Genomic DNA, 25,666 nt, shown 5'->3' on the forward strand with positions numbered 1-25,666 from the left:
AAAGAAGAAGAAAAAGCTTTGAAAGTCCCTATATTAGGGGTGGTGCGGACGAAAGGACTTGAACCTTCACACCGTGAGGCACCAGATCCTAAGTCTGGCGTGTCTACCAATTTCACCACGTCCGCATAAAAAGTCTAAGGTGGTACGCCCTAGAGGATTCGAACCTCTGACCGATGCCTTAGAAGGGCATTGCTCTATCCAGCTGAGCTAAGGACGCGAAAGACTATATGGTGCGCCCGATAGGGTTCGAACCTATAACCTACGGATCCGAAGTCCGTTACTCTATCCAGTTGAGCTACGGACGCACATCCTTCTAAAACATCGCGTATCAAAAGGTATCCAAACAGAAACATGGGGTGGATGATGGGAATTGAACCCACGACCCCCAGGACCACAATCTGGTGCTCTAACCAACTGAGCTACACCCACCATGAAAAAATCTATTTGAATGATACAGGAAAGAAAAAAACGTGGTCGGGGCGAGAGGACTCGAACCTCCGGCCCCTTGGTCCCAAACCAAGTACTCTAACCATACTGAGCTACGCCCCGACCTTCCTAATTTACCCGAAAGCGAGCTAAATTAGTGAGGCGAAATTATATCGGAAAGAAAAAATCTTGTCAAGAGATCTGTTTACAATGGTAATGTTTTTGGGGAAACGGAGGGGAAAGGGGAATGGAGACAAGAAAACGCCATTAAACTTTATGTATAATCGGGACTTATTATCGAGGCATAGCGGCCATAAGAGGCGCAGTTCCAGCGAAGGGGTGAGAGGGGAATGAAGAAGTATTTTCGGAAAAAAGAGATGTCGGGGGTCGGCGGGGAGTTTCAACGTCGCCTCGGCCTGATGGACGTTACGTTTATCGGTATCGGTGCGATCATCGGGGCCGGAATTTTCGTCATTACCGGTCAGGCGGCCGCGACGATGGCGGGGCCTGCGATCGTCCTCTCCTTTTTACTCGGGGCCGTGATGATCGGGATTACGGCATTGATCTATGCGGAACTGAGCGCGGCTTATCCGGTGGCGGGGAGTGCCTACAGTTTCACGTTTGCCTCGCTGGGGGAGATGTTCGCCTGGTTCGTCGGGTGGAATCTCCTTCTCGAATACGGCGTCGCGACGGCGGCGGTCGCAACGGGATGGTCGGGCTATCTGCGCGGGTTTTTGGAAAACAGCCTGGGAATCCATGTCCCTCTGGCGCTCAGCGGAGCCTATAATCCGGAGGCCGGAACCTACATCGATATCAGCGCGTTCGGGATCATATTGGCCATTTTTGTGCTGCTGGCGATCGGGATCAAGGAGAGCGCTCGGGTCAATTCGGCGATCGTCTTTATCAAGTTCGCAATCCTCATCACGTTTGTCGTAGTGGGAATCCCCCATATTGATTTCAACAATCTCGCCAATTTTTTCCCGTTCGGATGGGAAGGAGTATGGCACGGAGCGGCCCTCATTCTGTTTGCCTACCTGGGATTCGACGCGATCAGCACGGTCGCCGAAGAGACGAAAGAGCCGCAGAAAAATATCCCTTGGGGCCTGATTCTTTCACTGCTGATCTCGGTCATTTTCTTTATTCTGGTCAGCTTTACCCTCACCGCCATCGTCCCCTACGACAAACTGAACGTTCCTGATGCCCTGGCGTTTGCGCTGTATCAGGTCAACGAGCCCTTTGCCGCCAATATCATCGCCCTGGGGGCGGTCATCACGATCACGACGGTGATGCTGGTCATGGGGCTCGGGTTTACCCGGGTGCTGTTCGCGCTGGCGCGGGACGGACTGCTGCCGAAAAACCTGAGCGCCATCCATCCCACTTACAACACGCCGTTCAAGGCGACGCTGATCGGGGGGGCGCTGTTGAGCCTGATGGCGGGACTGGTTCCCCTCAAAACGCTTGCGGAGCTGGTCAACATCGGGACCCTGTTCGCCTATCTGATGGTCGCGGTGGCGATCATCGTCCTGCGCCGCCAGAATACGGTTCAGCCCGCCTTTAAAGTTCCGGCGTTTAAAATCCTGATGCCGCTCAATTTTATCCTCATCATCTTCATGATGGCGGGGCTGCCGTTTGAGACGTGGCTCCGCTTTATCGGATGGTCGCTGATCGGAATGGCGATCTACGCTTTTTACGGATCAAAACACAGTGAGCTGAACCGATGAGCGCGAGTGTAGTGAAACAGGTTCTGACACTCCCCGTCATCGTCATCGCGATGGGGTATTTCGTCGATATTTACGACCTGATTTTATTCGGGGTCGTACGGGTCGAGAGTCTCACCGAACTGGGGCTTGATAAAGAAGGGATTACCTACTGGGGCTCGATCATCCTCAACGCCCAGATGGCTGGGATGCTGATCGGGGGGATCCTTTGGGGGGTCCTAGGGGACAAGCGGGGGAGATTGTCGGTGCTGTTCGCATCGATCATCCTTTATTCGGTGGCGAATCTGCTCAACGCGTTTGTCACCAACGTCGAACAGTACGCGATTTTGCGTTTTATCGCGGGGATCGGTCTGGCCGGAGAACTGGGAGCGGGGGTGACGCTGGTCGCCGAAATCCTTCCCAAAGAGCTGCGGGGCTACGGGGTGATGACAATCGCGGCATTCGGTGTTCTTGGGGTCGTCGCGGCCAACATCGTCGCCGATCTGTTTGCGTGGCGCAACGCTTACATTATCGGCGGGGTACTGGGGTTCATGCTGCTTGTGCTCCGCTTCCGCGTCCGGGAATCGGAGATGTTTACCCATCATGTCAGCGACGACATCAAGCGGGGGCAGTTTTTTGCCCTTTTCACCCATAAAAAGCTGTTTTCCAAATACGTCAAGGCGATCGTAATCGGAATGCCGCTGTGGTACGTGGTGGGCGTTTTGGTGATGTTCTCCCCCGAATTCGCCCAGGCATTGTCGATTCAGGGCGAAGTGAGTGCGGGGGCGGCGTTGATGTATACCTACATCGGCCTCTCCGTCGGCGATCTGGCCAGCGGCTATCTGTCTCAGCAGATGCGAAGCCGGAAGCGGGCGTATGCCGTGTTTATGGTGCTGTCGGTGGCGAGCGTGGGGTATTATTTCACCCTTTCGGGTGCCAGCGTCGAAGCGTTTTACGTCGCGGCCTTTTTTCTGGGGGTCTTCTGCGGCTACTGGGCCCTCTTTATCACGATGGCGGCCGAGCAGTTCGGCACCAATATCCGTGCGACGGTCGCCACGACGGTCCCCAATTTCGTCCGCGGTTCGGTCGTCCCCATCACCTCAAGTTTCATGCTCCTCAAAGAGAGCATGGGGGTTCTGGGATCAGCGGCTATCGTGGGGACGGTGACGTTTGCGATCGCGTTGGTCGCGTTGTATTACACGCGGGAGACGTTTCATGAGGATCTGGATTATATAGAAGCGTGATATCTACTTTTCTGTTTGCTCAGAAAAGTAGATAGAAGTTATTAAAATTGGATCATTCCGTCTACCGGAGAAGAAGCCGTCGCATACGGACGTTTCGGAATCCGCCCCGCCATATAACTGAGTCTCCCCGCGATGACCGCGTGTTTCATCGCCTCGGCCATCGCGATCGGATCTTTCGCCTGGGCGATCGCCGTATTGGTCAAAATCCCATCCGCTCCAAGCTCCATTGCCGCCGCCGCATCCGAAGCGCATCCGATCCCCGCATCGACGATCACGGGGACCTTGACCGCTTCGCGGACAAACACGATGTTATAGCGGTTTTGTACCCCTAGCCCCGAGCCGATCGGTGCGGCCAGCGGCATGATGGCATGGGCTCCCGCATCTTCGAGGCGGCGTGCCATGATCGGATCATCCGAGGTATAGGCCATGATCGTAAAGCCATCTTTGGCGAGGACTTCGCATGCCTTGATCGTCTCCAAGACATCAGGATAGAGGGTTTTTTGGGTATCGCCGATCACCTCGAGTTTGATGAGGTCGATCCCCGTCGCCTCGCGGGTGAGACGGAAGAGGGTGATCGCCTCTTCGGCGGTCGTACATCCGGCGGAATTGGGGAGAAATTTCACGTTTGTCCCTGCAAACGTATCGCGCAGGTTCGGTTCATTGGGGTTGGTAATATTCAGACGGCGTACCGCGACGGTGATGAGTTCCGAACCGCTGGCGAGGGTTGCTGCCTTGGTGGTTTCGAACGAATCGTATTTGCCGCTGCCGACGATCAGGCGGCTTCCGAGTGTGTACTTTCCGATTTGCAGGGTATGCATAAATAGGGCTCCTTGGGAGTTTAATGTGGGACTTATAACATAGAAACTCTTAGGAATTCTATGCTTCCTTCAGTAAGGCGATGACGCTTAAGGGTAGGATATCATGCTCGATGGCGCGTATTTTGGCCGTAAAACTTTCGAGCGTTTCGTTCTCGCTTTTGACGAAGCTTTTTTGCATGATCACCTCGCCGCCGTCGAGTTCGTCGCTCACCCAGTGGACGCTGACGCCGCAGGTTTTTTCGTCGCTCTCGAAACTTCTCTCGATCGCACGGGCCCCTTTGAATGCGGGAAGAAGCGAGGGATGGAGGTTGATGGAGCGGACCTGTGAGGTGAATACGGGGGTGAGAATCCGCATAAAGCCGCACAGCACGACCAGATCGGGCTGATATTCGTCGATGAGTTTTACCAGCGCCGCGTCATAACTTTCGCGGCTCTCATAGTCGCGGTGATCGAGTACGTCGACCGGGATTCCCGCCGCACGGGCTTTGGCGATTCCGCCCGCTTCGGGATTGTTGGTGATGGCGCAGACGATGGCGCAATGTTTGAGGTGAAGTTTGTCGATCAGGTTCGCGAGGTTGGTTCCCTCGCCGCTGAAGAGGGCAACGATTTTTTTCATAAGCGGGTGATTCTTTCTATCAGGTCAAACGGAGTGAGAGCGTAATTATGCCCTTCAAACCCTTTGGCCGCAAGGGTGTGGGCGAGCGAACCCTGCAAGGCGGCATCGAGCGGGTCGTATCCCTGGGCCAGCAATGCGCCGATGAGGCCGCCGAGGACGTCCCCGCTCCCTCCTTTGGCCAACGCGACGGTTCCGTGGGGATTGATAAAAAAGCGGTCGTTGCGGCCGATCACGACGTTAGCTCCTTTAAGAACGAGGACCGCAGCGGGGTAGGCCGCACAAAACTGTTCGGCGTATTCGAAACGGCTTTTTTGGAGCGTCGGCACGTCGATGTCGGCGATGCCGCAGCAGCGGAGTATCTGCGTGAATTCTTTGGGATGGGGGGTCAGGACGATTTGACTTCGTTTGAGGAGTTTTGGGAGGAGCGGATGATAAAAAATATCGGCATCCAGCACCATCGGCAGTTCGTTGCTCAAAAACGTTTCGAGTTCGCCGTCGTCGAATTCGCATCCTAGCCCCATCCCCATCGCTACCGCCGTAACCGTGGAAGGGACGGAATGGCTTTGCATCAGTTCAAAGGGGATTGACACGTTTTCGTTGCTGATGAGGCTTACCAGCCCCGTACCGAAGCGCAGGGCGGCCGAACCGGCGATGACCGCCGCTCCCGTTTTTTCGCCGCAGACGACGGCGAGATGGCCGTAACTTCCTTTGTGCGCCGAAGCACGGGTCCGAAGGGGCAGGGAAAGATCGGACTTTTCGAGCAGTTGCCATGCCGAAGGGATTTCGTAAAACGAACGGCCGATCCCAAGATCGCAGGTGAGAATCTCTCCGCACACCTCCTTGGCTGCGTCGCTGTAGAGAGAACGTTTAAGCCCGCCCATCGTCACGGTAAGGTCTGCGCGGAAAGTATAGCTATCGGGCATGCCCGAAGGATGTAGGCCGCTGGGGATATCGCAGGCGATTTTGAAACCGTCCAGGGCGTTGAGTTTTTCCATCACTTCGATCGCGGTCGGTCCCAGTGCACGCGAGAGCCCGCTGCCGAAAAGGGCATCGACGACGACGTCGTAGGGGCCTTCGATGGGGGTATGTTTGTACCCCATCGCTTCGAGGCGCTCGCGTTGGCGTTGCGCGAGAGGGGAGCTCGCCCCGAAAGGGAGGTGGACGCTGATACGGTAATCTCCCGCCAGCAGACGGGCGAGTGCCAGACCGTCGGCGCCGTTGTTGCCGCTGCCACAGACGATGAGAACGGAGCAGCCTTCTGGAAAACGGCATCGGATCTGGGCACTGATCCCCGCAGCGGCGTGTTCCATCATGATTTCTTCGGAAAGGGCGTATTTGGAAACGCCGCGCTGATCGAGCGAATTGACTTCGAGATAGAGGTTGCGCATGGTCGGCCCTGAATTAATAAGGTTATTCGGCTATAATTATTTTTATGAACAACGATTATATCGCAATAGCCAAAAACACACTTGAAATCGAAGCCGCGATGCTCAATGAAGCGAAGGAACGGTTAGGGGATGAAATTTCCCGTGCCGTCGAAACGATCCTCTCGTGCCGCGGAAAACTGATCGTCACCGGAGTCGGCAAATCGGGATTGATCGGTGCCAAGATCGCGGCCACGTTCGCATCGACCGGAACGCCGAGCTTTTTTCTGCATCCTACCGAGGCGCTTCACGGGGATCTGGGGATGATCGGGCGCGATGACGCGGTGCTGGCGATCAGCTACAGCGGAGAGAGTGAGGAACTCAGCTCGATCCTGCCGCACATCAAGCGTTTCGACATCCCCCTGATCGGAATGACCCGCAACGCTTCCTCGACGCTGGGGCGCACCAGCGATATCGTTCTCGACATCAACGTCAGCAAAGAGGCGTGCCCGCTCGATGCGGCTCCCACCTCGTCGACGACCCTGACGCTGGCGATGGGGGACGCCCTGGCGGTATGCCTCATGCGGGCGCGGAATTTTCAAAAAGAGGACTTTGCTTCGTTCCACCCCGGGGGTGCGCTTGGAAAACGGCTTTTTGTGAAGGTTGCAGACCTGATGCGCCGTGAGAATCTCCCGGTCGTCGATCAAAATACCCCGCTCAAAGAGGCGATTTTAACTCTTAGCGAAGGGCGTCTTGGAACGGTGATGCTGACCGATGAAGAGGGGAAACTCTCGGGGCTGCTCAGCGACGGGGACATCCGTCGGGCGCTGATGAACGAATCGTTCTCCCTGGACGCTCCGGCGAAAGAGTATGCAACCAAGCATCCCCTGAGCATCGACGATGCATCGATGCTTGCCAGCGACGCGCTCGTGCTGATTGAAAACAAAAAAATCCAGTTGCTGGTCGTCACCGACAATACCGGCGTCATTCAGGGTGCATTGCACCTTCATGCCCTTGTGGAGGCAGGTATATCATGATGCGTCTGAACAAATTCATCGCCCATTACTCGACCTATTCGCGCCGTGAAGCCGATCAGGCAATTCAGGACGGTTACGTCCGGATCAACGGCGAGATCGAAACGAACCCCGCGACCCAGGTGGACGAAAAACACGATCAGGTGATGATCAGCGGCAAAAAGATCGTCCCGCAGGATCAGTTTACCGTCATCGTCTATAACAAGCCCAGAGGGGAGCTCGTTACCAAAAAAGATCCGCAGGGGCGGCGTACGATTTACGATTCGCTTTCTAAGCAGTACCGCCATTTCATCCCCGTCGGACGGCTCGACTTTGCCAGCGAGGGGCTGCTGCTGCTCACCGACGCATCGCGTGTCGCGACGGCGCTGATGACGTCCAAGATGGAGCGGGTGTACAAGATCAAGATCAAAGGCCCCGTCTCCGAGGCGATGATGAAGGCGATGGACGAGGGGATCACCGTCGAGGATGCGAGTGCGGGCGCGCATGAAAAAAGTGAGATCACCTCGATGACCTTCGCGCCGTTTTTTGCCTATCAGATTCAGAAAAACCAGGGGGATTATTCGGTCCTCAAGGTGGCGATCGGGGAGGGGCAAAACCGCGAACTCCGCCGCTTTTTCGCCCATTTCGGCGCCGAAGTCGTTGATCTCAAACGGCTCAGTTTCGGCGGGATCGATCTGAACAACCTCCCTACCGGAAAAGTCCGCTTTCTCGAACGCAATGAATACGCTTCATTGCGCGACTTTTTAGATACTATAGAGAAAGTCGAAAAACATAAAAAAGAGAAAAAAGTTCCGGAAGCCGGAGCAACCCGAAAACCGGGTGGCGAAAAGCCAAAACCCGCAAAAAAATCGATCAAAGGTAGCCGTAAACAATGAAAATCATGAAATTTCCGACCAGTCATAAAACACAACTGATGGATATCAGTGAACAAGTTAAAGAAGCGGTCATCACTTCGGGTGTCAAAGAGGGGATCTGCGTCGTTTTCACCCCGCATACGACCGGGAGCGTCTTTTTGTTCGAAAACGCCGACCCGAACCTGCGCCGCGACCTTCTTGCGGCATTGTCGAAAACCATTCCCGGCGACGAACATTACACCCATGTCGGGGATAATGCCGCGGCGCATCTCAAATCGTCGCGGATGGGAGCGTCGGTAAGTATCCCCGTTCACGAAGGACGCCCCATGTTCGGTAAATGGCAGGGGGTCTTTTTCGGTGAATTCGACGGTCCAAGACAGGAGCGCGAAGTGGTTATCAAGGTTATTGCGGGTTAATCGTGGCGGACTTTACCTATCTGCTTCGTCCGAAAAAGTTTGACGAGGTGGTGGGGCAGAATCATCTGTGTTCCGTAGATGCTCCCCTGCGTTCGCTCTGCGAAAGCGGCAATCTCACCCACTCTTTTTTTTACGGCCCTCCGGGATGCGGCAAGACGAGCCTTGCCCGCATCATCGCCGAGACGATGGGACTTCCCTTTTATGAATTCAATGCCACTTCCCTCAAAATCGATCAGCTACGTAAAATTTTCGATCAATACGAAAATGCCCTTACCCGTCCGTTGATCTTTATCGACGAGGTTCATCGTCTGGCGAAGAATCAGCAGGAGGTGTTACTCCCGGTTATGGAAAAAAACACCGCGTTAGTGATCGGTGCATCGACGGAAAACCCCTATTTCAGCCTTACGGCGGCGATGAGATCACGCTCGTTGCTGTTTGAACTCAAAGAGATCGGTGAGGAGGCGTTAGCCGTTTTGTTAGTACGAACGGGGGTGGAAACAGATGAGGAAGGGCGCGAATACCTGATCCGCAGTTCGGGCGGTGATGCCAGGGCGATGCTCAAACTTCTCGAGGTGGCGACGGCACTGAAAAAACCGATCACCAAAGAGCTGCTTACGTCATTGCGTCCGGCGGCACAGGCACGGGGAAGCTCCGAAGCGGGAGTCCACTACGATCTCGCTTCCGCCCTCATCAAAAGCATCCGAGGTTCTGACCCCGATGCGGCGATCTACTATCTCGCCCGCCTCATCGAAGGGGGAGAACCGCCGGAGTTTATCGCGCGCCGCCTCGTGATCCTCTCGAGCGAAGACGTCGGCAACGCCAACCCTCAGGCATTGACGCTGACGACATCGGCGATGAGCGCCGTCAAATCGATCGGCTATCCCGAAGCGCGTATCATCCTCGCTCAGGCGGTGATCTATCTGTGCGCATCCCCCAAATCGAACACGGCATACAATGCGATCAACGCAGCGCAGCATGCGGTACGCAACGGAGTGATTCTGGAGATCCCCGAAACGATCCGCCAACAGAACGAAAACTATCTCTATCCCCACGATTTCGGCGGATGGGTCGAGCAACAATACCTCTCCCAACCCCTCAAGTTCGTCGAATTCAAAAACAGCGGCTACGAAGCAAAGATGGGGGAATGGATCGACAAGGTGTGGAAAAAATAGTACCCATCTTTGCGCGGGCCTGCTGCCGAAGCAAACTCAGCGTCAGCGTAGCGAATCGGGACTTTGTTCCGATCGCGTATAAAATGATGGCAAAGATGGGGGAATGGATCGACAAGGTGTGGGGAAAAAAATCCCCTTAAATATTGTAATACGTCGCGTTCGGGTGGTAAACGACGAGTGCCGACGTCGACTGCTCCGGAACGATCTGGAACGTCTCGGAGAGGGTGATCCCCAGCTCCTGCGGTTTGAGGAGATCAAAGAGCGGAACGTTGAGTTCCAGGTCGGGACACGCCGGATAGCCGAAACTGTAGCGCGACCCCTGGTATTTGTTCATCTGCACGTCGGCTAACGTCGAGCCTTCATTATCGCTGATTCCCAGATCCAGACGGATCTGTTTATGGGCGATTTCGGCGAGCGCTTCGGCGAGTTCCACCCCAAGCCCGTGAACGAGGTAGTACTCGGAATATTTTCCGGCATCGTAGAGCTCCTTTTCATAGACGCTGAGTCGTGAACCCGCGCTTACGCAGGTGAGGGCGAGCAGGTCGTGAGACTCGCGGTGGAAAAAGTCGCTGAGCGCCCGGTGCGGGGCTTTGCGCTGACGCGGGAAGGTGAACTGATGCGCTGCGCGTCCGATCACGCTTTCGAGAGGCTCGCGATTGCGCTCGCTTTCATTATTCCACCCCTCGCCCTCATCGAACACCAATAATGTCGTATCGTCGCTGCGGCAGGGCCAGTAGCCGTAGATCACTTTGGGATCGAAGAGCCCTTCGTTCACAAACTGCGATTTCAGCCGTTCGTAGGCCGGCCACACGACGTCGTTTAGCTGCTTGTCGTACGCCTCTTTGGTAAGCCCTTTGGAGTTGTATCCCCAGCGTTGTTTAAAGAGGATTTTGTGGTTGACCCATTCGAACGCCAGATTCATCATCTGCGGCGTTATGGACATGACGCGACGCCCCCAGAACGGAGGTGTCGGAATACGGACGTCGCGCGAGGGCATTTTGATCTCTGCGAACGGTGGGATGATGACTGTTTCTTTGATATTTTCTTCCCACTCGTTGCGCGCGTTGCCGTGCAGATCGGTATCGAAATTCCCCGCTTCGATCCGTCCCATGGCCGTGACCCCGTCGAACGCGTCTTTACAGTAGAAAATAGGCCCCTTGTAGATCGGACGGCAGAAATCGTCGATGAAGCTGCGGGTGAGCGCCGCACCGCCGAGTAGAATCGGGATTTCGATCCCCGATGCGGCGAGCGCTTCGAGATTCTCTTTCATCACCTGGGTCGATTTGACGAGCAATCCGCTCATTCCGATCGCCGAGGCGTTGGAGTTTTTGACCGCTTCGACGAAACTCTCCAGTTCCACCTTGATCCCCAGGTTGATCACTTTGAAGCCGTTGTTGGTTAGGATGATGTCGACGAGGTTTTTACCTACGTCGTGGACATCCCCTTTGACGGTTCCCAGGACCAAGACGGTTTCGGTCGTTTTTTCCTGCTTTGGGAGATAAGGGTTGAGGGCATCAACGGTCGCTTTCATCGTCTCGGCGCTTTGCAACACAAACGGCAGCTGCATCTGACCCGAACCGAAGAGTTCCCCGACTACCTTCATCGCATCGATCAGGATTTCATTGACGATACGTTCGGGGGCGATATGATGGCGGACTTCTTCGACGAGCGGGAGCATCCGCTCCTTGTCCCCATCCATCAGCAGCTTGGCTATTTTTTCTTCATCGCTCATCGCCAGATACGCTTCGTCTTCCGCGGCGGTGTCGATCGCTTCGCGGCTGTCAAAGTGGTTGATGAAGTTGAAGAGGGCAGCGCCATCGCTAAGGCGGTCAAAGAGGAGGTCTTCACAGATTTTTTTGTCTTCGTCGCTGATTTTGGCCATCGGGATGATGTGCTTGACGTTGATGATGACCGATGTAAGACCTGCCTCGATGCAGTGGTGCAAAAAGACCGAGTTGAGATACGGGCGGGCATCTTTGTGCAAACCAAACGAGATGTTGGAGAGTCCCAGAATCGCCCCTACCTCGGGATGGCGGGTGCGCAATTCGCGGATCGCTTCGATCGTCTGGATCGCCGCGTCGCGGTATTCCTCATCCCCCGAACCGACGGTGAAGGTAAGTAGGTCGAAGACCAGGTCTTCGGGGTTGATCCCGTGTTTTTGGGTGGCGAGGGTATAGATCCGCTCGGCCACTTCGAGTTTACGTTCTTTGGTTTTCGCCATCCCCGTTTCGTCGATGGTGAGACACACGAGGGTGGCCCCGAATTTTTTGGCCAGAGCGCACACTTTGTCGAACTTTTCAATCCCGTCTTCGAGGTTGACTGAGTTGATGATCGGTTTTCCCCCGATGAGTTTCAGTGCCGCCTCCAGCGCCGGTGTCTGGGTCGAGTCGGGCATCATCGGCAGGTTGATCTTCTGCGCGTAGAGGGCCATGACGGCATTCATGTCTTTGGTTTCGTCGCGGCCGGCAAATCCGACCGAGAGATCAAGGACATGCGCCCCCGCGCGCACTTGCTCTTGGGCTACCGAGAGGGTTCCCTCGTAGTCTTCGGCGAGCAGCAGTTCGCGAAATGCTTTGGACCCGGTGGCGTTCGAACGCTCCCCGACCAGCAGGGGGGCGGGTTCTTGCATCAGCGGCACGGTGCCAAACAGCGAGGCCAGAGCATTGGGCTGGCTGCCGATCGGTTTTTTGGGCTTGAGGGTGCTGACTTTGTTGACCAGCGCTCGGATGTGCTGGGGGGTCGTACCGCAGCAGCCGCCGAGGAAGCTCACCCCCTCGTATTCGAGGAAGCCGCACTGGCGATCGGCGAACTCATCGGGTCCCATCGGGTAAAACGAATACCCCCCGCGGTTTTGGGGCAGACCCGCATTTGCGTGAACCGAAATCGGTTTGCCCCAGACTGCCGAGAGGGTTTTGACGTGTTTGGCGTATTGCTCCGGGCCTGTGCCGCAGTTGAATCCGAGGCTGAGGATATCGAAGGGCTCCATGATTGCGGCGATCGTCTGCGCGTCGGTTCCGATGAGCATCGTTCCGGCCAGCTCGATGGTAACCGAGACCATGATCGGCAGGTCGGTTCCGCGTTCAGTGTTGGCGGCTTCGCAGGCGTGGAGCGCCGCTTTGATCTGGAGCGGGTCCTGGCAGGTTTCAAGGAGGAAGATGTCTGCTCCCCCGTCGATGAGCCCCAGGCAGCACTCGACGTAGCCTTGGAACATTTCGTCATAATGGATGTGCCCCAGCGAGGGGAGTTTCGTCCCCGGCCCGATGGAACCTAAAACAAAACGGGGATGATCCGGGGTAGAGAATTTGTCGCATTCGGCTTTGCACACCGCCGCCCCGGCACGGGAAAGTTCGTACGAACGGTGGCCGATTCCGTATTCGTCCAAAACCCATCGGAAGGAGCCGAAGGTATTGGTGGTGATCAGATCGGCCCCCGCAGTGAGATAGGCGTGGAAAATGGAACCCATTACTTCGGGACAGGTAACGTTGAGGAGTTCGTTGCATCCCTCCATTCCTTCCCATGCGCTTTCGGGAATTTTGTCGGCACGCTCCTGCAACTGCGTTCCCATGGCGCCGTCGATAATGACCGGACGACGGGTGATGGTATCGAGGAGGTAGGCTTTGACCGACATAAAAAAACCTTTGTTTCGCTAAATTGGCGCGATTCTAGCAAAAAGGAGCATAAGCGCTTATAAGGGAGCCGATATAATTGTTTGGATACACTCTTGGAATGAAAAGAGCGGTGCTGATTCTGGCGATATTGTCTTCATGGGTGTGGGCATCCGAGAAAATTACGCTGCAGCTCTCGTGGCTTCACCAGTTCCAGTTCGCCGGTTATTACGTTGCCAAGGAAAAAGGGTATTACGCCGATGCCGGGCTCGATGTCACGATTCAAGACGCCAAAAGCGCACACCATTCGATCCAGGCGGTGACGCAGGGAAAAGCGCAATACGGGGTGGGGCGCTCGTCTTTGGTGGTCAATTACGCCTCAGGCGCGCCGATCGTTATGATGGCGGCGATTTACCAGTCTTCCCCGATGGTGCTTCTTACCCGTAAAGACGCGAATATCCGAAGCGCGAAAGATCTCAAACACAAACGGGTGATGCTGACTCCCGACACGATCGAAGGGGCGGAGATGCAGGCGATGCTCCGCAGCGCCGGGCTCCACGATGCTGATTTGAAGCTTCAGCGTCATTCGTACGATCCGCGCTCGCTGGCCCGTAATGAGACCGACGCGATGGTCGCGTATCTGTCAAACGAGCCGTTTATCCTTCAGAAGATGGGGATCGAAACCCATCCGATCGATCCTAAAGAGTACGGGTTCGATTATTACAGCGATATTTTGTTCACGACGCAGCAGGAGATTGCCGAACACCCTCAGCGCGCGGATGCTTTTTACGATGCGTCGATCCGGGGATGGCTCTGGGCGTTCGACCATATCGAAGAGACGGCCGCACTGATCCACCGTTATTACAATCCGCAGGGTAAATCCCTCGAAGCCCTCATTTACGAGGGGAGAGTCCTGCGCGACCTCGCGTTCAGGCCCAACGTCAGTTTCGGCTCGATTGACCCGATGCGGCTGGAAATGATTGCCCAGGGATATCGTCTGATGGGGGTGGTGAAATCGACGCCCCCGTTCGGTCCGGCATTGTACAAACAAAGCTCGCTCCATCTCACGGCGGATGAGAGAGCCTGGCTCAAAGCCCACCCAGTCATCCGTGTAGGGATCGACCACGACTGGCCGCCTATCGAATCGGTCGATCAGAACGGACGCCATTTCGGAATCAGCGCTTCGTATCTGTCCCTTCTCGAAAAGCGCCTCGGCGTCCGTTTCGAAGTCGATTACAGCCGCCGGTACTGGAGTGATTCGCTTCAGGCGGTGTACAACAAAGAGCTCGATATGCTCTCTAGTGCGGCGATTACCGACACCCGTCGGGAGCGTCTTGCGTTCAGCCGGCCGTACATGAAGCAGACGATGGTCATCGTAGCCAATTCCAAAGTAGGATTCGTCAACGATCTGGGGGATCTGGACGGAAAGAAAGTCGCGGTGGTCCGTTCGTATGCCACCGAAGAGATATTGCGCAAACATTATCCGAAAATCATCCCGGTCGTTGCCGATTCGGCCCTTGAAGCACTCAACAAAGTCGCTTCGGGAGAGGCATACGCGTGTATCGAGGGGCTGGGAGTCGTCAGCTACCTTATAGAGCGTCACGGTATCAGGCATCTGAAGGTAGTCGGCGAAACCCCCTACCAGTACGAGATCAGCTTTGCGTTTCGCAAGGATTGGGAGATGCTGGCCTCGATCAGCGATAAAGTACTCAGTTCCATCACCCCGGCCGAATACGAAGAGATTCACGGACGATGGCTCGCCATGGATCCGGCACCGCAGGTCAATTATCGGGTCGTATGGTGGATCGTCGGTTTCATGGCGGTGTTGTTTGTTCTCATTGCGTACAAAAACCGCCGCTTGGACGTGCTGGTCCGAAAACGGACGGACGAACTGGAGATGTTCAATCAGCGGCTTCAGGAGGAGATTGAAAAAGCGGTCCAAAAAAACCGGAAACAGGAAAAACTCCTGATGCAGCAGGCCAAGATGGCCGAAATCGGCTCGATGCTCGAATCGATAGCCCATCAGTGGCGTCAGCCGCTCAATATCCTGGGGCTGTCGATGACGCGGTTGAGCCTGAACTGTCCGCTTGACCCCAAAAGCGATACGCGCAAGGTGATCGATATCGCCGAAGCGCAGATACAGTACATGTCCCAGACGATCGACGATTTCCGCAATTTCTTCAAACAAGACCGTAGCCGGATCCCGGTCAATATCAATGCGCTGGTTAACGATGTCGAAGCGCTTTTGGGGCCGCTTCTGATCCGTAAAAAGATCACGGTCGAGCGGGAGATCGACCCTTCCACCGAAGTCCTTGTCTATCCCAACGAACTCAAGCAGGTATTGATCAATATTATCAACAATGCGCGCGAGGCGATCGAGCTGCATCGCAGCAAAGAGCGCAAAATCATCATCCGATGCGTCAGCGACGAACGCTATTGCACGATCGCCATCGAGGATACGGGAGGGGGAATCCCCCCCGCGATCGCCGACAAGATATTCGATCCCTATTTCACGACTAAATTCGAATCACAGGGGACGGGAATCGGGCTTTACATGGCCAAAACGATCATCGAAAAGCATTTTCTCGGGAAATTGAGCGTGTACAACGCACAGAAAGGGGCCTGTTTTGAGATACGGCTCAACCGCTCGTCTGCGGGTGATGACAGTGCACCTCAAACCGATGGCGGCCGTCCCGATAGCGATGGTTCATCTCAAAACCGTGAGCGTCCAGAATCGACTTGACGATGTAAAGTCCCAGCCCGAAGCTTTCGGAATGGGAGCGGCTGTGAAAAAAAGGCTCGCTCAATGAAGCGAGGGTCCGGTTGGATTCCCATACGTCCCCCACGTTTGAAAAGATCAGTACATCGCCCTCTTGTTCGATCCGCATCGCGTGGTCGGGACTGTATTTAAGCCCGTTGTCGATGAGGTTTTTGAAGACGCTGACGAACGCATCGCAGTCTGCGGTAATGAGAGTGCCGTCAAAACAGGTTTCGACCCTCTGTTCTTCGCGTAAAAAGAGCAACGCACACGCCTGTTCGCTGATCTGCGAGGGGTCGCAGGAACGAAGATCAGGTCGGAGTTCTCCGGAGGTGATCTGCTCGACCCGCACAACCTCCTGGATCAGTTGCTCCATCCGGACGAACGCCCTTTCGAGAATCGATTTTTCTTCCCCTTTTTTCAGAAACGGAAGGGCAAGTTTGCCCACGGTAATCGGCGTTTTAAGTTCGTGCATGATATTGCGCAAAAAGAGCTGCCGCGCTTCGATGAGTGAACGGTTTTTACGCATTGCGGTATCGAGCGCCGTACTGATGAGGCCGATTTCATCCCGGCTTTTTGAAGCGATCGATTGGTATTGACCGTTGAGACCGTAATTACGGATGGAACGGATGAGGCGTGTAAGGGGGAAAAGGGTACGCACGATGGCAAAGTAGAGCACCAGCAAGGCACCCAGAACTGTGGCGAAAACGACGTCGGGCCATGACGAACGGTGCGCCGCTCCTGGTTTGGCGACCACCATCGGGGGAGACGCGCGGAGCAGATGGATGTAGAGATGATCGGAGTCTTTGAGTACGCGGATGATCCCCTCGCGCATCGAATCTTTGATTTCAACCGGATAGTCATCGGGAATACCCGCAAAAGCAGGCTCAAGCGATTGTATCAGCACATCTTCGGGAACAAGAACGCGGTACCCTTTTTCGTGCAGGAATGCTATCCGCTGCGCACGGGGATAAACGATGCTTTGGCGCAGTATTCCGAGCATGACGTGTGCTTCCGTGTGCAAACGCGATTCATGTTCTTTGCGAAGCTGAACGTCGAGGGCGTAAAATCCGATCCCGGCGCCGAGCATGACGACGACGAAAAAGAGGGTGATCCGGAAAAAAATACTCTGTCCCACGGTTTAACCCGAAAAACGGTATCCGCTTCCGCGTACCGAGTGGATATGCCGCGGCGTCTTAGGGTCTTGCTCGATTTTCTGCCGCAGACGGCTGATAATGACGTCTACCGTGCGAACGGAACTCTCCTGCGAAATCGATGCCGAATGTCCCGAGAGAAAATCGCGGCTGAGAGTCTGGTTTGGATGATCGATGAACAGAGCGAGAATTTCGTATTCGGCACGGGTCAGGGAAAGCGGTGCGCCGTTAAAGAGAATCGACTGCTCGTCCCGGTTCAGGGAGAAGCGCTTGGCTTCGTTTACCCGCTGCGGACGGTAGCGCCGTAGCACGCTCTTGATCCGGGCGATGAGTTCGCGGGGTTCGTAGGGCTTTGGAAGATAGTCGTCGGCACCGTAGCCCAGGGCTACGACTTTGTCGCGGATGTCGCTGCGGGCGCTGGAGATGATGATCGGCACGTCGGTGATGGTTCGAATTGCGCGGCACACTTCCAACCCGTCCATCTGGGGAAGGGTGAGATCGAGAATGATAAAATCGAACCGTTCGCGGGACAAGAGTTCCAGCCCTTCGGCGGGAGTAGGCAGGGCGGTGAGGGCTATGCCGTAGCTTTTGAGAAAATTGACCAGAAGCGTCGTAATGTCGGGATCGTCTTCGATCATCAGGGCAAACAGCATCGGTTTTTCTCGCAATGGTGGAATGGAAACGTCATTATGACGTATGGATGTTAACAATAAGAATACAGGGTAATTATGAGTAGTCAAGAAGGGGTGAATGCAGTTGCTCTTACGAGCAAAGAGAAACGTTAGTCGACCATCCAGCTGGAACGTTTGGATCGGCGAAGTTTTTTGAGCAGCATTTTGTCAAACGGCGTCATCTTTTCCATTATCGTACTCCTTTCGTATCAGATTGACGGTATCGTACCGATAAAAGATTACCGGACGATAACGGTTTTGACGAAACAATGACATTGTAAAAGAATAGATGTATAAAATATTCAAATAATTGATTAAAAAATGGGCATCTTAATCTTTTTATCCAAAATAATTTTTTTACGCGTCCGACAGAACGAATAACGCATAATCGCACCAAAAAGGAGACGGTCATGGAAAAAGCGTTATTGGGCGGAGGGTGTTTTTGGTGCATTGAAGCGGTTTACCACCGTGTGCGGGGAGTTGAGAGTGCTATCAGCGGATATGCGGGAGGGAAGCGGAAAAATCCAAGTTACGAGCAGGTCTGTACGGGGGCGACGGGGCATGCCGAAGTGGTCGAAGTGACGTTCGACCCCGACATCATCACGTACGGCGAAATACTCGAAATTTTCTGGGCGATCCACGATCCCACGACGCTGAACGCGCAAGGAGCCGACCGGGGGACACAATACCGCTCCGTCATCTATTATTACAATGAACAACAGCGTCAAGCTGCACTCGAGTCGATCCGAAAGGCCCAAAATGACTGGAACGATCCGATCGTCACCGAACTCTCCCCCCTAAGCGAATTTTATCCGGCGGAGCCGTATCACCAGAATTACTACGACGAACATCCGACACAGGGGTACTGCTATGCGGTAATCGCTCCGAAAATAGAGAAGTTCATGAAAAAATTCGCTGAAAAAGCAACGCGGTAATGTCGAGCGGCAAGAGCGGGGAAGAACCCCGCATCTGAGATATTAGTGTGAAAGTTCGACTTCGATACGGCGGTTTTCCGCACGTCCCTCTTTGGTTTTGTTGGTGGCGATCGGCGTCGATTCGCCTTTTCCGCTGGTGGAGAGGCGGTCTGCTTCGACGCCGCGCTCTACGAGCATCGATTTGACGACTTCGGCCCGTTTTTCGGAAAGTTTCTGATTGTAGGCTTCTTTTCCGACCGAATCGGTATGGCCGACGATCGCGGCTTTATATGCCGGGCTATCTTTCATGAACGTTGCAAAATTATCGACTTTCACAGTGCTGTCGGCATCGACCACCTTGTTCGAGTCAAACGCGAAATTCAGGTGAAGAGTCGCTTTGAGCGGACATCCATCGGCATCCACTTTAAACCCGGCCGGAGTATCGGGACATTTATCGGCGGGATCGAGAACGCCGTCTTTATCGCTGTCGAGATTGCACCCTTTGGCATCGACCGCAAAGCCTGCCGGAGAGTTGGGACACTGGTCCTTCGAATCAAAGACCCCGTCTTTGTCGCTGTCAAGCGGAGCGGCGACGAGAGGTTTGGGTTCAGGCTTAGGCTCGGGTTTCGGTTCGGGTTTGCTCTCTTGTACGGCAACCGGCGCTGCCGCCGGGGCCGCTTTTTCGCCGAAACTGTAGCTCAAACCGACGAGCGCGGCGATGTTGTGCACTTCACCGTTGCTGCCGTCTACGCCGTTGCGGTTCATTTTGTACAGGTACAGACCTTCGAGCTTCAACGCAAGCTGCTCGGTCAGGGCGGCTTTCATGCCCACCCCGGCGTCGAGTAAAAAGCCGTCATAGTCGTTGGGGTGGGTATTAGTATACCATTCATATCCCACACCGGCTTTGGCAAAAGGGGTGATTCCCGAAAAATCGCCGGCTTCGTAGACGCCGTTAAGCATGGTCGTCAATACCCCGGTTTTGTCGGCATAGCCGGCTGCGCGGTCGCGCCCGTAGAGGACCGAAATTTCGGGCTTGATCAGTTCGCAGGCGTTATTCATCTGGACTTCGACACCGTATACGGCACGGTTGTCGACCCCGCCCATTGCTCCGGCGTTGGTTTCATCTGAAGTGCTGTTCCATAGATACCCGACGACCGGACTGATTTCGTAATTATATTCCGCCCCCGAAACGAGCGTTGCCGCAACCAACGCGGACAAAGCGATTTTTTTCATGATTAACTCCTTCGATTCATAGTTCACAAAGTATAACACACTATTTTAATCAAAGGGTGTGAACGAAAGGTTAATTGCTTTCTTTAATGTTATCGAATTCGGACTGCATGGCGCTCAGCATTTCGGAGATTTCACGGTTGAGCTGCATCTCGGCTTCGTCGATCCGTTCGAGGTGGTTTTTTTTGAGGTTTTCGAGTTTGGTGAGGATCGATTCGAAGAGAGCGCGATCGTCGGTGAGGAGGACAATGTCGCTTTTCGGGGCCCATTTGCGTTTGACGGCGCCGTCCTGGCGGAATTCGAAAATGACGTTCTGGCTCGTAGTGGAACTGATGTATTTGGGAACCGTATAAGCGATGTAATGCTTCTTGGGATTTCCGTGATGACGTTGTATTACATAGTACATCCGTCCATCATAGCATAAATCAAATTTTATCTCTCTTTGTGATACAGTATGAAATTCAATTCGACGAGGAAAAAGGATGGGACACACCTACCAATTGGCGATTATCGGCGCCGGGCCGGCCGGGATAGCGACGGCCGTGGAAAGTTACGTGCTGGGAATGCGCGATATCGTGCTGCTGGAAAAAGACGAAAACCACAATGCGACCATCCGCAAATTTTACAAAGACAGCAAACGGGTCGACAAGGATTGGAAAGGGCAGAAGGTCGAGCTGGACGGAACCATCTATTTCGTCGACGGAACCAAAGAGTCAACCCTCGATTTTTTCGACCGTCTGCTTGATAATGAAGTGCTTGAACTCCGGACCCATACCGAAGTGCAGAAAATCGTTAAAGACGGCGATGCGTTCAACGTGCAGATTGCGGGAGGCACGGTTCGGGCCAAGTACGTCGTCGTGACGATCGGGCGGATGGGAAAGCCGAATAAACCCGATTACAAAATTCCCCCCTCCATCAGGGATCAGGTTCACTATACGCTTGACGGCTGCGGTGCGGGGGAAAAGATCATGGTGGTGGGCGGAGGCGATTCGGCGATTGAATATGCGGTCGAACTGGCAGGTAAAAACGAGGTGGCGATCTGTTACCGGCGGGGGACGTTTCGTCGGGCGAACCCCACCAACCAGGCCGATATCGCACAGGCGATGGCAAACGGAAGCGTCCGGGCGCTTTTGAACACCGAGATCGCAGGGCTCGAAAACGAAAGCGGAAAAGTGAACGTCCTGTTCGCCGACGGTTCATCAGAACCGTTCGACCGGATTGTCTACGCGATCGGAGGGACGACGCCGAGCGGTTTTTTGGCAGGCAGCGGGATCCGTGAAGAGGACGGAAAGCCGGTCCATGACGACAATTACGAGACGAATATTCCCGGCCTCTTCGTCGCCGGAGATATTACCCAGGAATCGGGAGGCTCCATCGCGCTGGGGCTGAATCACGGCTTTGCGATCGCCCGTTACATCCAGTCGCTCTAAATTATTCCGGGAGAATCGGGGCGTCTTTATGGCTGAGGGGTCCTTCGGCGCTGAAAAGGATCAGCTCGACCGAAGTACGAAGGTATTCGGAAGTGACCAGTGGAGAAAAACGGTTGTCCTGAAAAGCGGCGATTTTGGCGTTGCGGATGATGTCTTCAAGCAGTGACCGTTCGGCAGAGACGCTTTTGGCGCTTCCTCTGAGCTCGTCACCGAGATAGAGGTTGACCTGCGTTGCGATCGGCTGCGTCAAAACGGGATATTGCTCCAGTAATTCGTTCCGGTCGATGATGTTTTCAGCTTGAAGAACCTCTTCGATGGAGCGGCGGGCAATGGTAAGCAGTACCGATTGTGACACGGAACACTTCCTCCCTTTTTGGATCGCGGTACCCTATTATAGCCTATTTGTCTTCGGGTGAGGTAGCAATCTCGAAACCGAGTCCGCGAAGCATTTGCAGATCCTGATGGGCGTCACGTCCGGCGGTCGTGAGGTAGTCGCCGATGACGATACTGTTGGCTCCCGCGTCAAAAATTTCGTTTTGCCGTTCTTTGAAGGTGATTTCGCGTCCGCCGGCGATCATGATCCGATCGGCCCCATCGAGCGTTTGGCGTGCAAGGGTAATGAGAGAAAGGGCTTCATCCACGCTCAGCGGGCTTGGATCGAGCGGCAGAGCGGGATTATGGTGGTAAAAATTTAACGGGACCGATACGGGATTGAGTTCTTTAAGCGAGCGGAGCATGCTGATGCGGTCTTCGTGGGTCTCTCCCATTCCGAAAATACCGCCGCTGATCAGTTTCAATCCGACGCTGTTGACGTTTTCACATGTCTCATACCGTTCCTCCCACGGATGGGTGGTGCATATTTGGGAATAAAATTCGCGGCTTGTCTCCAGGTTGTGGTTGTAGGCCGCGACCCCCGCCTGGCGCAGTTCGCGAAGCTGCTCTACCGAAGCGGTACCGTTACAGGCGATCAAACGGAGCCTCGGGACCTCTTTTTTTACCGCACGTGCGACGTCGCAGACGAATTCGAGTGTTTTGTCGTCCAGCCCTTTTTGGGCCGTCACGAGGCAGAACCCGAGTGCGCCGAGAGCTTCAAGGCGTCGCGCTTCATCAAGAATTTTATCGACAGGTTTTTGTTTGTACCGTTCGATATCGGCTTTGTATTTGACGCTCTGGCTGCAGAATTTGCAATCCTCGTTGCAGGTACCGCTGTTGATGTTGCAGATGGAACAGAGAAATATTTTTTTCATGGTTTACGATCTTTCAAAGGTGTAATGGCGCTCTTCGAACGTGTCGCTTCCCACGGCACGCGAATAATGGGTGACCCTGAGCAACTCCTGGGTGATTTCAAGCATCGCCCCGCTGGAGAACGCTCTGTCCCGTGCACAACATTCTCCCGGGTTCAGGAAGAGGGTGCGGTTTTTGAAATCGCATTCGAACACGTGGGTATGGCCGAAAATCACGATTTCGGCATCCGCGGTCATGTAAAACGGCAGGTGCATCAGCTTGAACGTCGCACCGCCGAGTTTGAAATAATGGGGTTCTTCTACAAGATTGTACCGGTCATGGTATTCGACCAGTTTCGCGTCATTATTCCCGTATACCGCGACGTAGCGTAAACCGCTGGCTTTGAGTTGTTCGAGGATTTCGGGCTTGACGATGTCGCCCGCATGGATCAAAAACTCCGCCCCTTGCGACACAAGATGGTCGATCATACGTTGCGAACGCCCTTTTTTGCTGTGGGTATCGGACAAAAGGCCGATTTTCATTCCCCGTTCTCTTCTTCTACCGGCGTGCGGTTTTTGCATTTGGTGCATTCATACACCTCTTTATTGCGGTAGGTACGACGCGCCAGCGCGCCGTCACACCCTTCGAGTTCGCATTTTTTGTCGCTCGGCTCGAATTTCGAGATGAATTTGCATTTGGGGTAATGTTCGCATCCCCAGAATGCCCCCCGGCGCGACTGCCGCCAGATCAGTTTCCCGCCGCAGTCGGGACAGGGGACGGCGGAGACTTTCTGCTCGGCGAGCGTTTTGGTGTTTTTGCATTTGGGATAAGCGCTGCACGCCAAAAACTTGCCGTTACGGCCGTTTTTGATTACCATCGGCGCGCCGCATTTTTCGCAGGTCTCTTCGCTCGTTTCGTCCGAAGCATTTCCCGCGTCCTCTTTTTTATTCTCTTCGGTCTGTTCGGTGTATTTGCATTTTGGGAACCCGCTGCAGGCGATAAATTCGCCGTAGCGTCCCGAACGCAACAGGAGTTCGCTCCCGCATTGCGGGCAGTTCCGTCCGAGCGGCTTGGCCATCTTCAGGCTGGCGATGGATGTTTTCCCCGCTTCGATTTTCTCGATGAAAGGGTAATAAAAATCAAGGAGGATCTTGTGCCATGATTTCCCCGCCTCGCTGATCTCATCGAGGGTCTCTTCCATTTGGGCGGTAAACCCGGCGTCGACGATTTCGTTGAAATGTTTTTCAAGCAGTTCGGTGACGGTAAAGGCGATTTCGGTCGGAATGATCGAGCGTTTTTCGATCGTGATGTAATCGCGCGCCTGCAGTGTCGAGATGGTCGGTGCGTACGTCGAAGGGCGTCCGATCCCTTCGGTTTCGAGCTTTTTGATCAGGCTTGCTTCGGAATAGCGCGAAGGGGGCTCGGTGAAATGCTGCTCGCACCCGATGCTCTGGATCGAAATCGATTCGCCCGTATGCAGGGTCGGCAGGAGTTTGTCTTTGTCATCGCTTCCGGTGACGCGGTAAAAACCGTCGAAGAGGAGTTTGCGCCCCGTTGCACGGAACTCGGCCGCTTCGGAGACGAACGCGATGCTTTGCTGTTCGAAACGGGCATCGTTCATCTGACAGGCGAGAAAGCGGTTATAGATGAGGCGGTAGAGTTTGATTTCGTCGGGTTTGAGGTAACCGGCCGCAATTTCAGGGGTGAACGAGAGCATGGTCGGACGGATCGCTTCGTGCGCTTCCTGGGCCCCTTTGGCCTTTTTGACGTAGACTTTCGGTTTTTCGGGGAGATAGGCTTTTCCGTAGCGTTCGCCGATCACTTCGCGTGCCGCTTCGACCGCTTCGGTTGCAAGGTTGAGCGAGTCGGTACGCATGTAGGTGATGACCCCGCTGGTCCCCTCTGGCGTTTTGACCCCCTCGTATAGGGCCTGCGCGATCATCATCGTTTTCTTCGGCGAGAAGCCAAGCTGCGAACTGGCCGCCTGCTGCAGCGTCGAGGTCATGAACGGTGGAGGCGTGGAGCTTTTGCGCTCTTTGGTTTCAATCTCTCCGACCGTGTATTGCTGTGCTTTGAGCGTCTCTACGGTTTTTTTGGCTTCGTCGCCCGATTTAATCGAGAGCTTGTCGATTTTTTCCCCATTCAGAAGGGTCAGGGTCGCTTCGATGTCGGGAACGAATACGGTGTCGATGCTCCAGTACTCTTCGGGGACGAAAGCGCGGATCTCACGCTCCCGGTCGACGACGATTTTGAGCGTCGAGGATTGCACCCGCCCGGCGGAAAGCCCTTTTTGAATTTTGCTGGCCAGCAGCGGGGAGAGTTTGTACCCGACGATCCGATCCAAAAGACGGCGCGCCTGCTGGGCGTTTACCCGGTCCATGTCGATCGATCTCGGGGTTTCGAGGGCGTGGGTGATGGCCGTTTTGGTAATTTCGTGAAAAACGATCCGCGGAAGCGCGGAGGGATCTTTGTCGATGGCGTGGGCGATATGCCAGCCGATCGCTTCTCCTTCGCGGTCTTCATCGGTCGCGATGTAGATCTGATCGCTTTTTTTGGCGAGCTCTTGTATCTGTTTGACGGTTGCGGTGCTGTCGTCGCTGATCCGGTACTCGGGGATCAGGGTTTCGTTATCGATCTTGATCCCGAAGCGGTTTTTCGGAAGGTCGCGGATATGCCCTTTGGAAGCGATGACTTCGTAGTCTTTGGAGAGAAAGTTTTTGATGGTCTTGGCCTTGGCCGGAGACTCGACGATGATGAGTTTCAAATAGTCAATCCTATATAATATGGATAATATTGCCGATAGATTTCGAAAGTGTAACAAAAAAAATTGTAAAACGGCTAAAGTTTTTTTTTATATGCCCGATATGGTTTACAGCAGCAAGGACGCTGATAAAAACTTGAGGGCTTCGGCTCTTGCGATAAAAGGATTTATCATGGGTTTTAGAATTAACACGAACGTCGGTGCGATGAATGCGCACATGTACTCTACCAAAAACAATGTAGGTCTAGATAACAGTTTGGCGCACCTGAGTTCAGGTC

22 protein-coding genes, 5 tRNA genes and 1 pseudogene are annotated in these 25,666 nt (G+C 54.4%); 11 read left to right on the forward strand and 17 right to left on the reverse strand.

The features are described from left to right. Positions 1 to 40: 40 nt before the first annotated feature. The 5 genes from E0765_RS03395 to E0765_RS03415 all read right to left on the reverse strand — a co-directional run bounded on the left by E0765_RS03395 (position 41) and on the right by E0765_RS03415 (position 549). Positions 41 to 125 (reverse strand) — tRNA-Leu (locus E0765_RS03395). Between the two features lie 15 nt (positions 126 to 140). Then, positions 141 to 217, reverse strand: a tRNA-Arg gene (locus E0765_RS03400). A gap of 11 nt (positions 218 to 228) precedes the next feature. Continuing rightward, positions 229 to 305, reverse strand: a tRNA-Arg gene (locus E0765_RS03405). A gap of 47 nt (positions 306 to 352) precedes the next feature. Then, positions 353 to 429 (reverse strand) — tRNA-His (locus E0765_RS03410). 42 nt (positions 430 to 471) lie between these two features. Next, positions 472 to 549: transfer RNA gene (locus E0765_RS03415), tRNA-Pro, on the reverse strand. Positions 550 to 776: 227 nt separating this feature from the next. On the opposite strand from E0765_RS03415, the gene E0765_RS03420 reads away from it, so the two are divergent. Then, a complete protein-coding gene (locus tag E0765_RS03420) occupies positions 777 to 2,147 on the forward strand; it encodes an APC family permease (RefSeq protein WP_165921648.1) in 1,371 nt (456 codons plus the stop codon). Continuing rightward, complete coding sequence (locus E0765_RS03425; protein WP_132811826.1) at positions 2,144 to 3,367, forward strand: MFS transporter; 1,224 nt, start codon at positions 2,144 to 2,146, stop codon at positions 3,365 to 3,367. Before E0765_RS03420 ends, E0765_RS03425 begins: the two co-directional genes overlap by 4 nt. A 41-nt stretch (positions 3,368 to 3,408) precedes the next feature. Here the strand turns inward: E0765_RS03425 and E0765_RS03430 are convergent, their stop codons facing one another. From E0765_RS03430 to E0765_RS03440, 3 genes are read right to left on the reverse strand one after another with little or no spacing between them, the layout of a single operon-like run. Beyond that, the gene (locus tag E0765_RS03430) at positions 3,409 to 4,185 is read right to left on the reverse strand and encodes a thiazole synthase (protein WP_132811827.1); all 777 of its coding nucleotides are present in this window, start codon (positions 4,183 to 4,185) and stop codon (positions 3,409 to 3,411) included. A gap of 58 nt (positions 4,186 to 4,243) precedes the next feature. Beyond that, positions 4,244 to 4,801 carry a phosphoribosylglycinamide formyltransferase gene (purN, locus tag E0765_RS03435; RefSeq protein ID WP_132811828.1) on the reverse strand — a complete coding sequence of 186 codons (558 nt, stop codon included), beginning with the start codon at positions 4,799 to 4,801 and terminating at the stop codon, positions 4,244 to 4,246. Next, complete coding sequence (locus E0765_RS03440; RefSeq protein WP_132811829.1) at positions 4,798 to 6,189, reverse strand: NAD(P)H-hydrate dehydratase; 1,392 nt, start codon at positions 6,187 to 6,189, stop codon at positions 4,798 to 4,800. Before E0765_RS03440 ends, purN begins: the two co-directional genes overlap by 4 nt. A 44-nt stretch (positions 6,190 to 6,233) precedes the next feature. Here E0765_RS03440 and E0765_RS03445 point away from each other — a divergent pair, with 44 nt between their 5' ends. From E0765_RS03445 to E0765_RS12445, 5 genes are read left to right on the forward strand one after another with little or no spacing between them, the layout of a single operon-like run. Then, positions 6,234 to 7,202, forward strand: coding sequence for an SIS domain-containing protein (locus tag E0765_RS03445; protein ID WP_132811830.1), 969 nt, complete (start codon positions 6,234 to 6,236; stop codon positions 7,200 to 7,202). Further along, positions 7,199 to 8,074 (forward strand): pseudouridine synthase, encoded by an 876-nt coding sequence (locus E0765_RS03450; RefSeq protein WP_223175665.1) that lies wholly within the window; start codon positions 7,199 to 7,201, stop codon positions 8,072 to 8,074. The genes E0765_RS03445 and E0765_RS03450 overlap by 4 nt, the downstream gene beginning before the upstream one ends. A gap of 5 nt (positions 8,075 to 8,079) precedes the next feature. Next, positions 8,080 to 8,469: a secondary thiamine-phosphate synthase enzyme YjbQ gene (locus tag E0765_RS03455; protein ID WP_255417837.1), complete on the forward strand. Its 390-nt coding sequence runs from the start codon at positions 8,080 to 8,082 to the stop codon at positions 8,467 to 8,469. Between the two features lie 2 nt (positions 8,470 to 8,471). Further along, positions 8,472 to 9,641: a replication-associated recombination protein A gene (locus E0765_RS03460; protein ID WP_132811833.1), complete on the forward strand. Its 1,170-nt coding sequence runs from the start codon at positions 8,472 to 8,474 to the stop codon at positions 9,639 to 9,641. Further along, the gene (locus tag E0765_RS12445) at positions 9,629 to 9,781 is read left to right on the forward strand and encodes a hypothetical protein (protein ID WP_165921649.1); all 153 of its coding nucleotides are present in this window, start codon (positions 9,629 to 9,631) and stop codon (positions 9,779 to 9,781) included. Before E0765_RS03460 ends, E0765_RS12445 begins: the two co-directional genes overlap by 13 nt. Here E0765_RS12445 and metH read toward each other — a convergent pair. Then, positions 9,778 to 13,269 (reverse strand): methionine synthase, encoded by a 3,492-nt coding sequence (metH, locus tag E0765_RS03465; protein WP_132811834.1) that lies wholly within the window; start codon positions 13,267 to 13,269, stop codon positions 9,778 to 9,780. The genes E0765_RS12445 and metH overlap by 4 nt on opposite strands. A gap of 98 nt (positions 13,270 to 13,367) precedes the next feature. On the opposite strand from metH, the gene E0765_RS03470 reads away from it, so the two are divergent. Next, a complete protein-coding gene (locus tag E0765_RS03470; RefSeq protein WP_132811835.1) occupies positions 13,368 to 15,989 on the forward strand; it encodes an ABC transporter substrate-binding protein in 2,622 nt (873 codons plus the stop codon). Here E0765_RS03470 and E0765_RS03475 read toward each other — a convergent pair. Together E0765_RS03475 and E0765_RS03480 are read right to left on the reverse strand one after the other, a co-directional pair. Next, a complete protein-coding gene (locus E0765_RS03475) occupies positions 15,886 to 17,142 on the reverse strand; it encodes an ArsS family sensor histidine kinase (RefSeq protein WP_132811836.1) in 1,257 nt (418 codons plus the stop codon). The two genes, E0765_RS03470 and E0765_RS03475, sit on opposite strands and share 104 nt — an antisense overlap. Positions 17,143 to 17,145: 3 nt before the next feature. Then, positions 17,146 to 17,811 carry a response regulator transcription factor gene (locus E0765_RS03480; RefSeq protein WP_132811837.1) on the reverse strand — a complete coding sequence of 222 codons (666 nt, stop codon included), beginning with the start codon at positions 17,809 to 17,811 and terminating at the stop codon, positions 17,146 to 17,148. A gap of 428 nt (positions 17,812 to 18,239) precedes the next feature. Between E0765_RS03480 and msrA the strand changes: the two genes are divergently transcribed. Continuing rightward, positions 18,240 to 18,764 (forward strand): peptide-methionine (S)-S-oxide reductase MsrA, encoded by a 525-nt coding sequence (gene msrA, locus E0765_RS03485; RefSeq protein WP_132811838.1) that lies wholly within the window; start codon positions 18,240 to 18,242, stop codon positions 18,762 to 18,764. A gap of 42 nt (positions 18,765 to 18,806) precedes the next feature. On the opposite strand, the gene E0765_RS03490 is transcribed toward msrA, so the two are convergent. Further along, entirely contained in the window at positions 18,807 to 19,976 is a 1,170-nt protein-coding gene (locus E0765_RS03490; protein ID WP_132811839.1) for an OmpA family protein, read from the reverse strand. A gap of 70 nt (positions 19,977 to 20,046) precedes the next feature. Further along, positions 20,047 to 20,379, reverse strand: coding sequence for a hypothetical protein (locus E0765_RS03495; protein ID WP_132811840.1), 333 nt, complete (start codon positions 20,377 to 20,379; stop codon positions 20,047 to 20,049). Positions 20,380 to 20,455: 76 nt separating this feature from the next. Here E0765_RS03495 and E0765_RS03500 point away from each other — a divergent pair, with 76 nt between their 5' ends. After that, on the forward strand, positions 20,456 to 21,403 hold the full coding sequence (locus tag E0765_RS03500) for an NAD(P)-binding domain-containing protein (protein WP_132811841.1): 948 nt from the start codon (positions 20,456 to 20,458) through the stop codon (positions 21,401 to 21,403). Between the two features lies 1 nt (position 21,404). Here the strand turns inward: E0765_RS03500 and E0765_RS03505 are convergent, their stop codons facing one another. The 4 genes from E0765_RS03505 to topA are packed head-to-tail and all read right to left on the reverse strand — an operon-like array spanning position 21,405 to position 25,391. Further along, entirely contained in the window at positions 21,405 to 21,758 is a 354-nt protein-coding gene (locus E0765_RS03505) for an AMMECR1 domain-containing protein (protein ID WP_132811842.1), read from the reverse strand. 43 nt (positions 21,759 to 21,801) lie between these two features. After that, on the reverse strand, positions 21,802 to 22,650 hold the full coding sequence (locus E0765_RS03510; protein WP_132811843.1) for a biotin synthase: 849 nt from the start codon (positions 22,648 to 22,650) through the stop codon (positions 21,802 to 21,804). A 3-nt stretch (positions 22,651 to 22,653) separates the two neighbouring features. Beyond that, positions 22,654 to 23,217 carry a metallophosphoesterase gene (locus E0765_RS03515; protein WP_255417838.1) on the reverse strand — a complete coding sequence of 188 codons (564 nt, stop codon included), beginning with the start codon at positions 23,215 to 23,217 and terminating at the stop codon, positions 22,654 to 22,656. After that, positions 23,166 to 25,391: a type I DNA topoisomerase gene (gene topA / locus E0765_RS03520; RefSeq protein ID WP_132811844.1), complete on the reverse strand. Its 2,226-nt coding sequence runs from the start codon at positions 25,389 to 25,391 to the stop codon at positions 23,166 to 23,168. The genes E0765_RS03515 and topA overlap by 52 nt, the downstream gene beginning before the upstream one ends. A 19-nt stretch (positions 25,392 to 25,410) precedes the next feature. Between topA and E0765_RS12655 the strand changes: the two are divergent. Next, positions 25,411 to 25,666: pseudogene (locus E0765_RS12655) on the forward strand (hypothetical protein); the annotation flags it as partial.

It is taken from the genome of Sulfuricurvum sp. IAE1, from assembly GCF_004347735.1.
Classification (GTDB): domain Bacteria; phylum Campylobacterota; class Campylobacteria; order Campylobacterales; family Sulfurimonadaceae; genus Sulfuricurvum.

Excerpts from the sequence above, each read along its gene's own strand:
- E0765_RS03490 (WP_132811839.1), bottom strand. The coding sequence starts at position 19,976 with ATGAAAAAAATCGCTTTGTCCGCGTTGGTTGCGGCAACGCTCGTTTCG.
- E0765_RS03515 (WP_255417838.1), bottom strand. The coding sequence starts at position 23,217 with ATGCACCAAATGCAAAAACCGCACGCCGGTAGAAGAAGAGAACGGGGA.
- E0765_RS03450 (WP_223175665.1), top strand. The coding sequence starts at position 7,199 with ATGATGCGTCTGAACAAATTCATCGCCCATTACTCGACCTATTCGCGC.
- E0765_RS03495 (WP_132811840.1), bottom strand. The coding sequence starts at position 20,379 with ATGTACTATGTAATACAACGTCATCACGGAAATCCCAAGAAGCATTAC.
- metH (WP_132811834.1), bottom strand. The coding sequence starts at position 13,269 with ATGTCGGTCAAAGCCTACCTCCTCGATACCATCACCCGTCGTCCGGTC.
- E0765_RS03480 (WP_132811837.1), bottom strand. The coding sequence starts at position 17,811 with ATGCTGTTTGCCCTGATGATCGAAGACGATCCCGACATTACGACGCTT.
- purN (WP_132811828.1), bottom strand. The coding sequence starts at position 4,801 with ATGAAAAAAATCGTTGCCCTCTTCAGCGGCGAGGGAACCAACCTCGCG.
- E0765_RS03445 (WP_132811830.1), top strand. The coding sequence starts at position 6,234 with ATGAACAACGATTATATCGCAATAGCCAAAAACACACTTGAAATCGAA.
- E0765_RS03455 (WP_255417837.1), top strand. The coding sequence starts at position 8,080 with ATGAAATTTCCGACCAGTCATAAAACACAACTGATGGATATCAGTGAA.
- E0765_RS03440 (WP_132811829.1), bottom strand. The coding sequence starts at position 6,189 with ATGCGCAACCTCTATCTCGAAGTCAATTCGCTCGATCAGCGCGGCGTT.
- E0765_RS03425 (WP_132811826.1), top strand. The coding sequence starts at position 2,144 with ATGAGCGCGAGTGTAGTGAAACAGGTTCTGACACTCCCCGTCATCGTC.
- E0765_RS03420 (WP_165921648.1), top strand. The coding sequence starts at position 777 with ATGAAGAAGTATTTTCGGAAAAAAGAGATGTCGGGGGTCGGCGGGGAG.
- E0765_RS03470 (WP_132811835.1), top strand. The coding sequence starts at position 13,368 with ATGAAAAGAGCGGTGCTGATTCTGGCGATATTGTCTTCATGGGTGTGG.
- E0765_RS03430 (WP_132811827.1), bottom strand. The coding sequence starts at position 4,185 with ATGCATACCCTGCAAATCGGAAAGTACACACTCGGAAGCCGCCTGATC.
- msrA (WP_132811838.1), top strand. The coding sequence starts at position 18,240 with ATGGAAAAAGCGTTATTGGGCGGAGGGTGTTTTTGGTGCATTGAAGCG.
- E0765_RS03500 (WP_132811841.1), top strand. The coding sequence starts at position 20,456 with ATGGGACACACCTACCAATTGGCGATTATCGGCGCCGGGCCGGCCGGG.
- E0765_RS03510 (WP_132811843.1), bottom strand. The coding sequence starts at position 22,650 with ATGAAAAAAATATTTCTCTGTTCCATCTGCAACATCAACAGCGGTACC.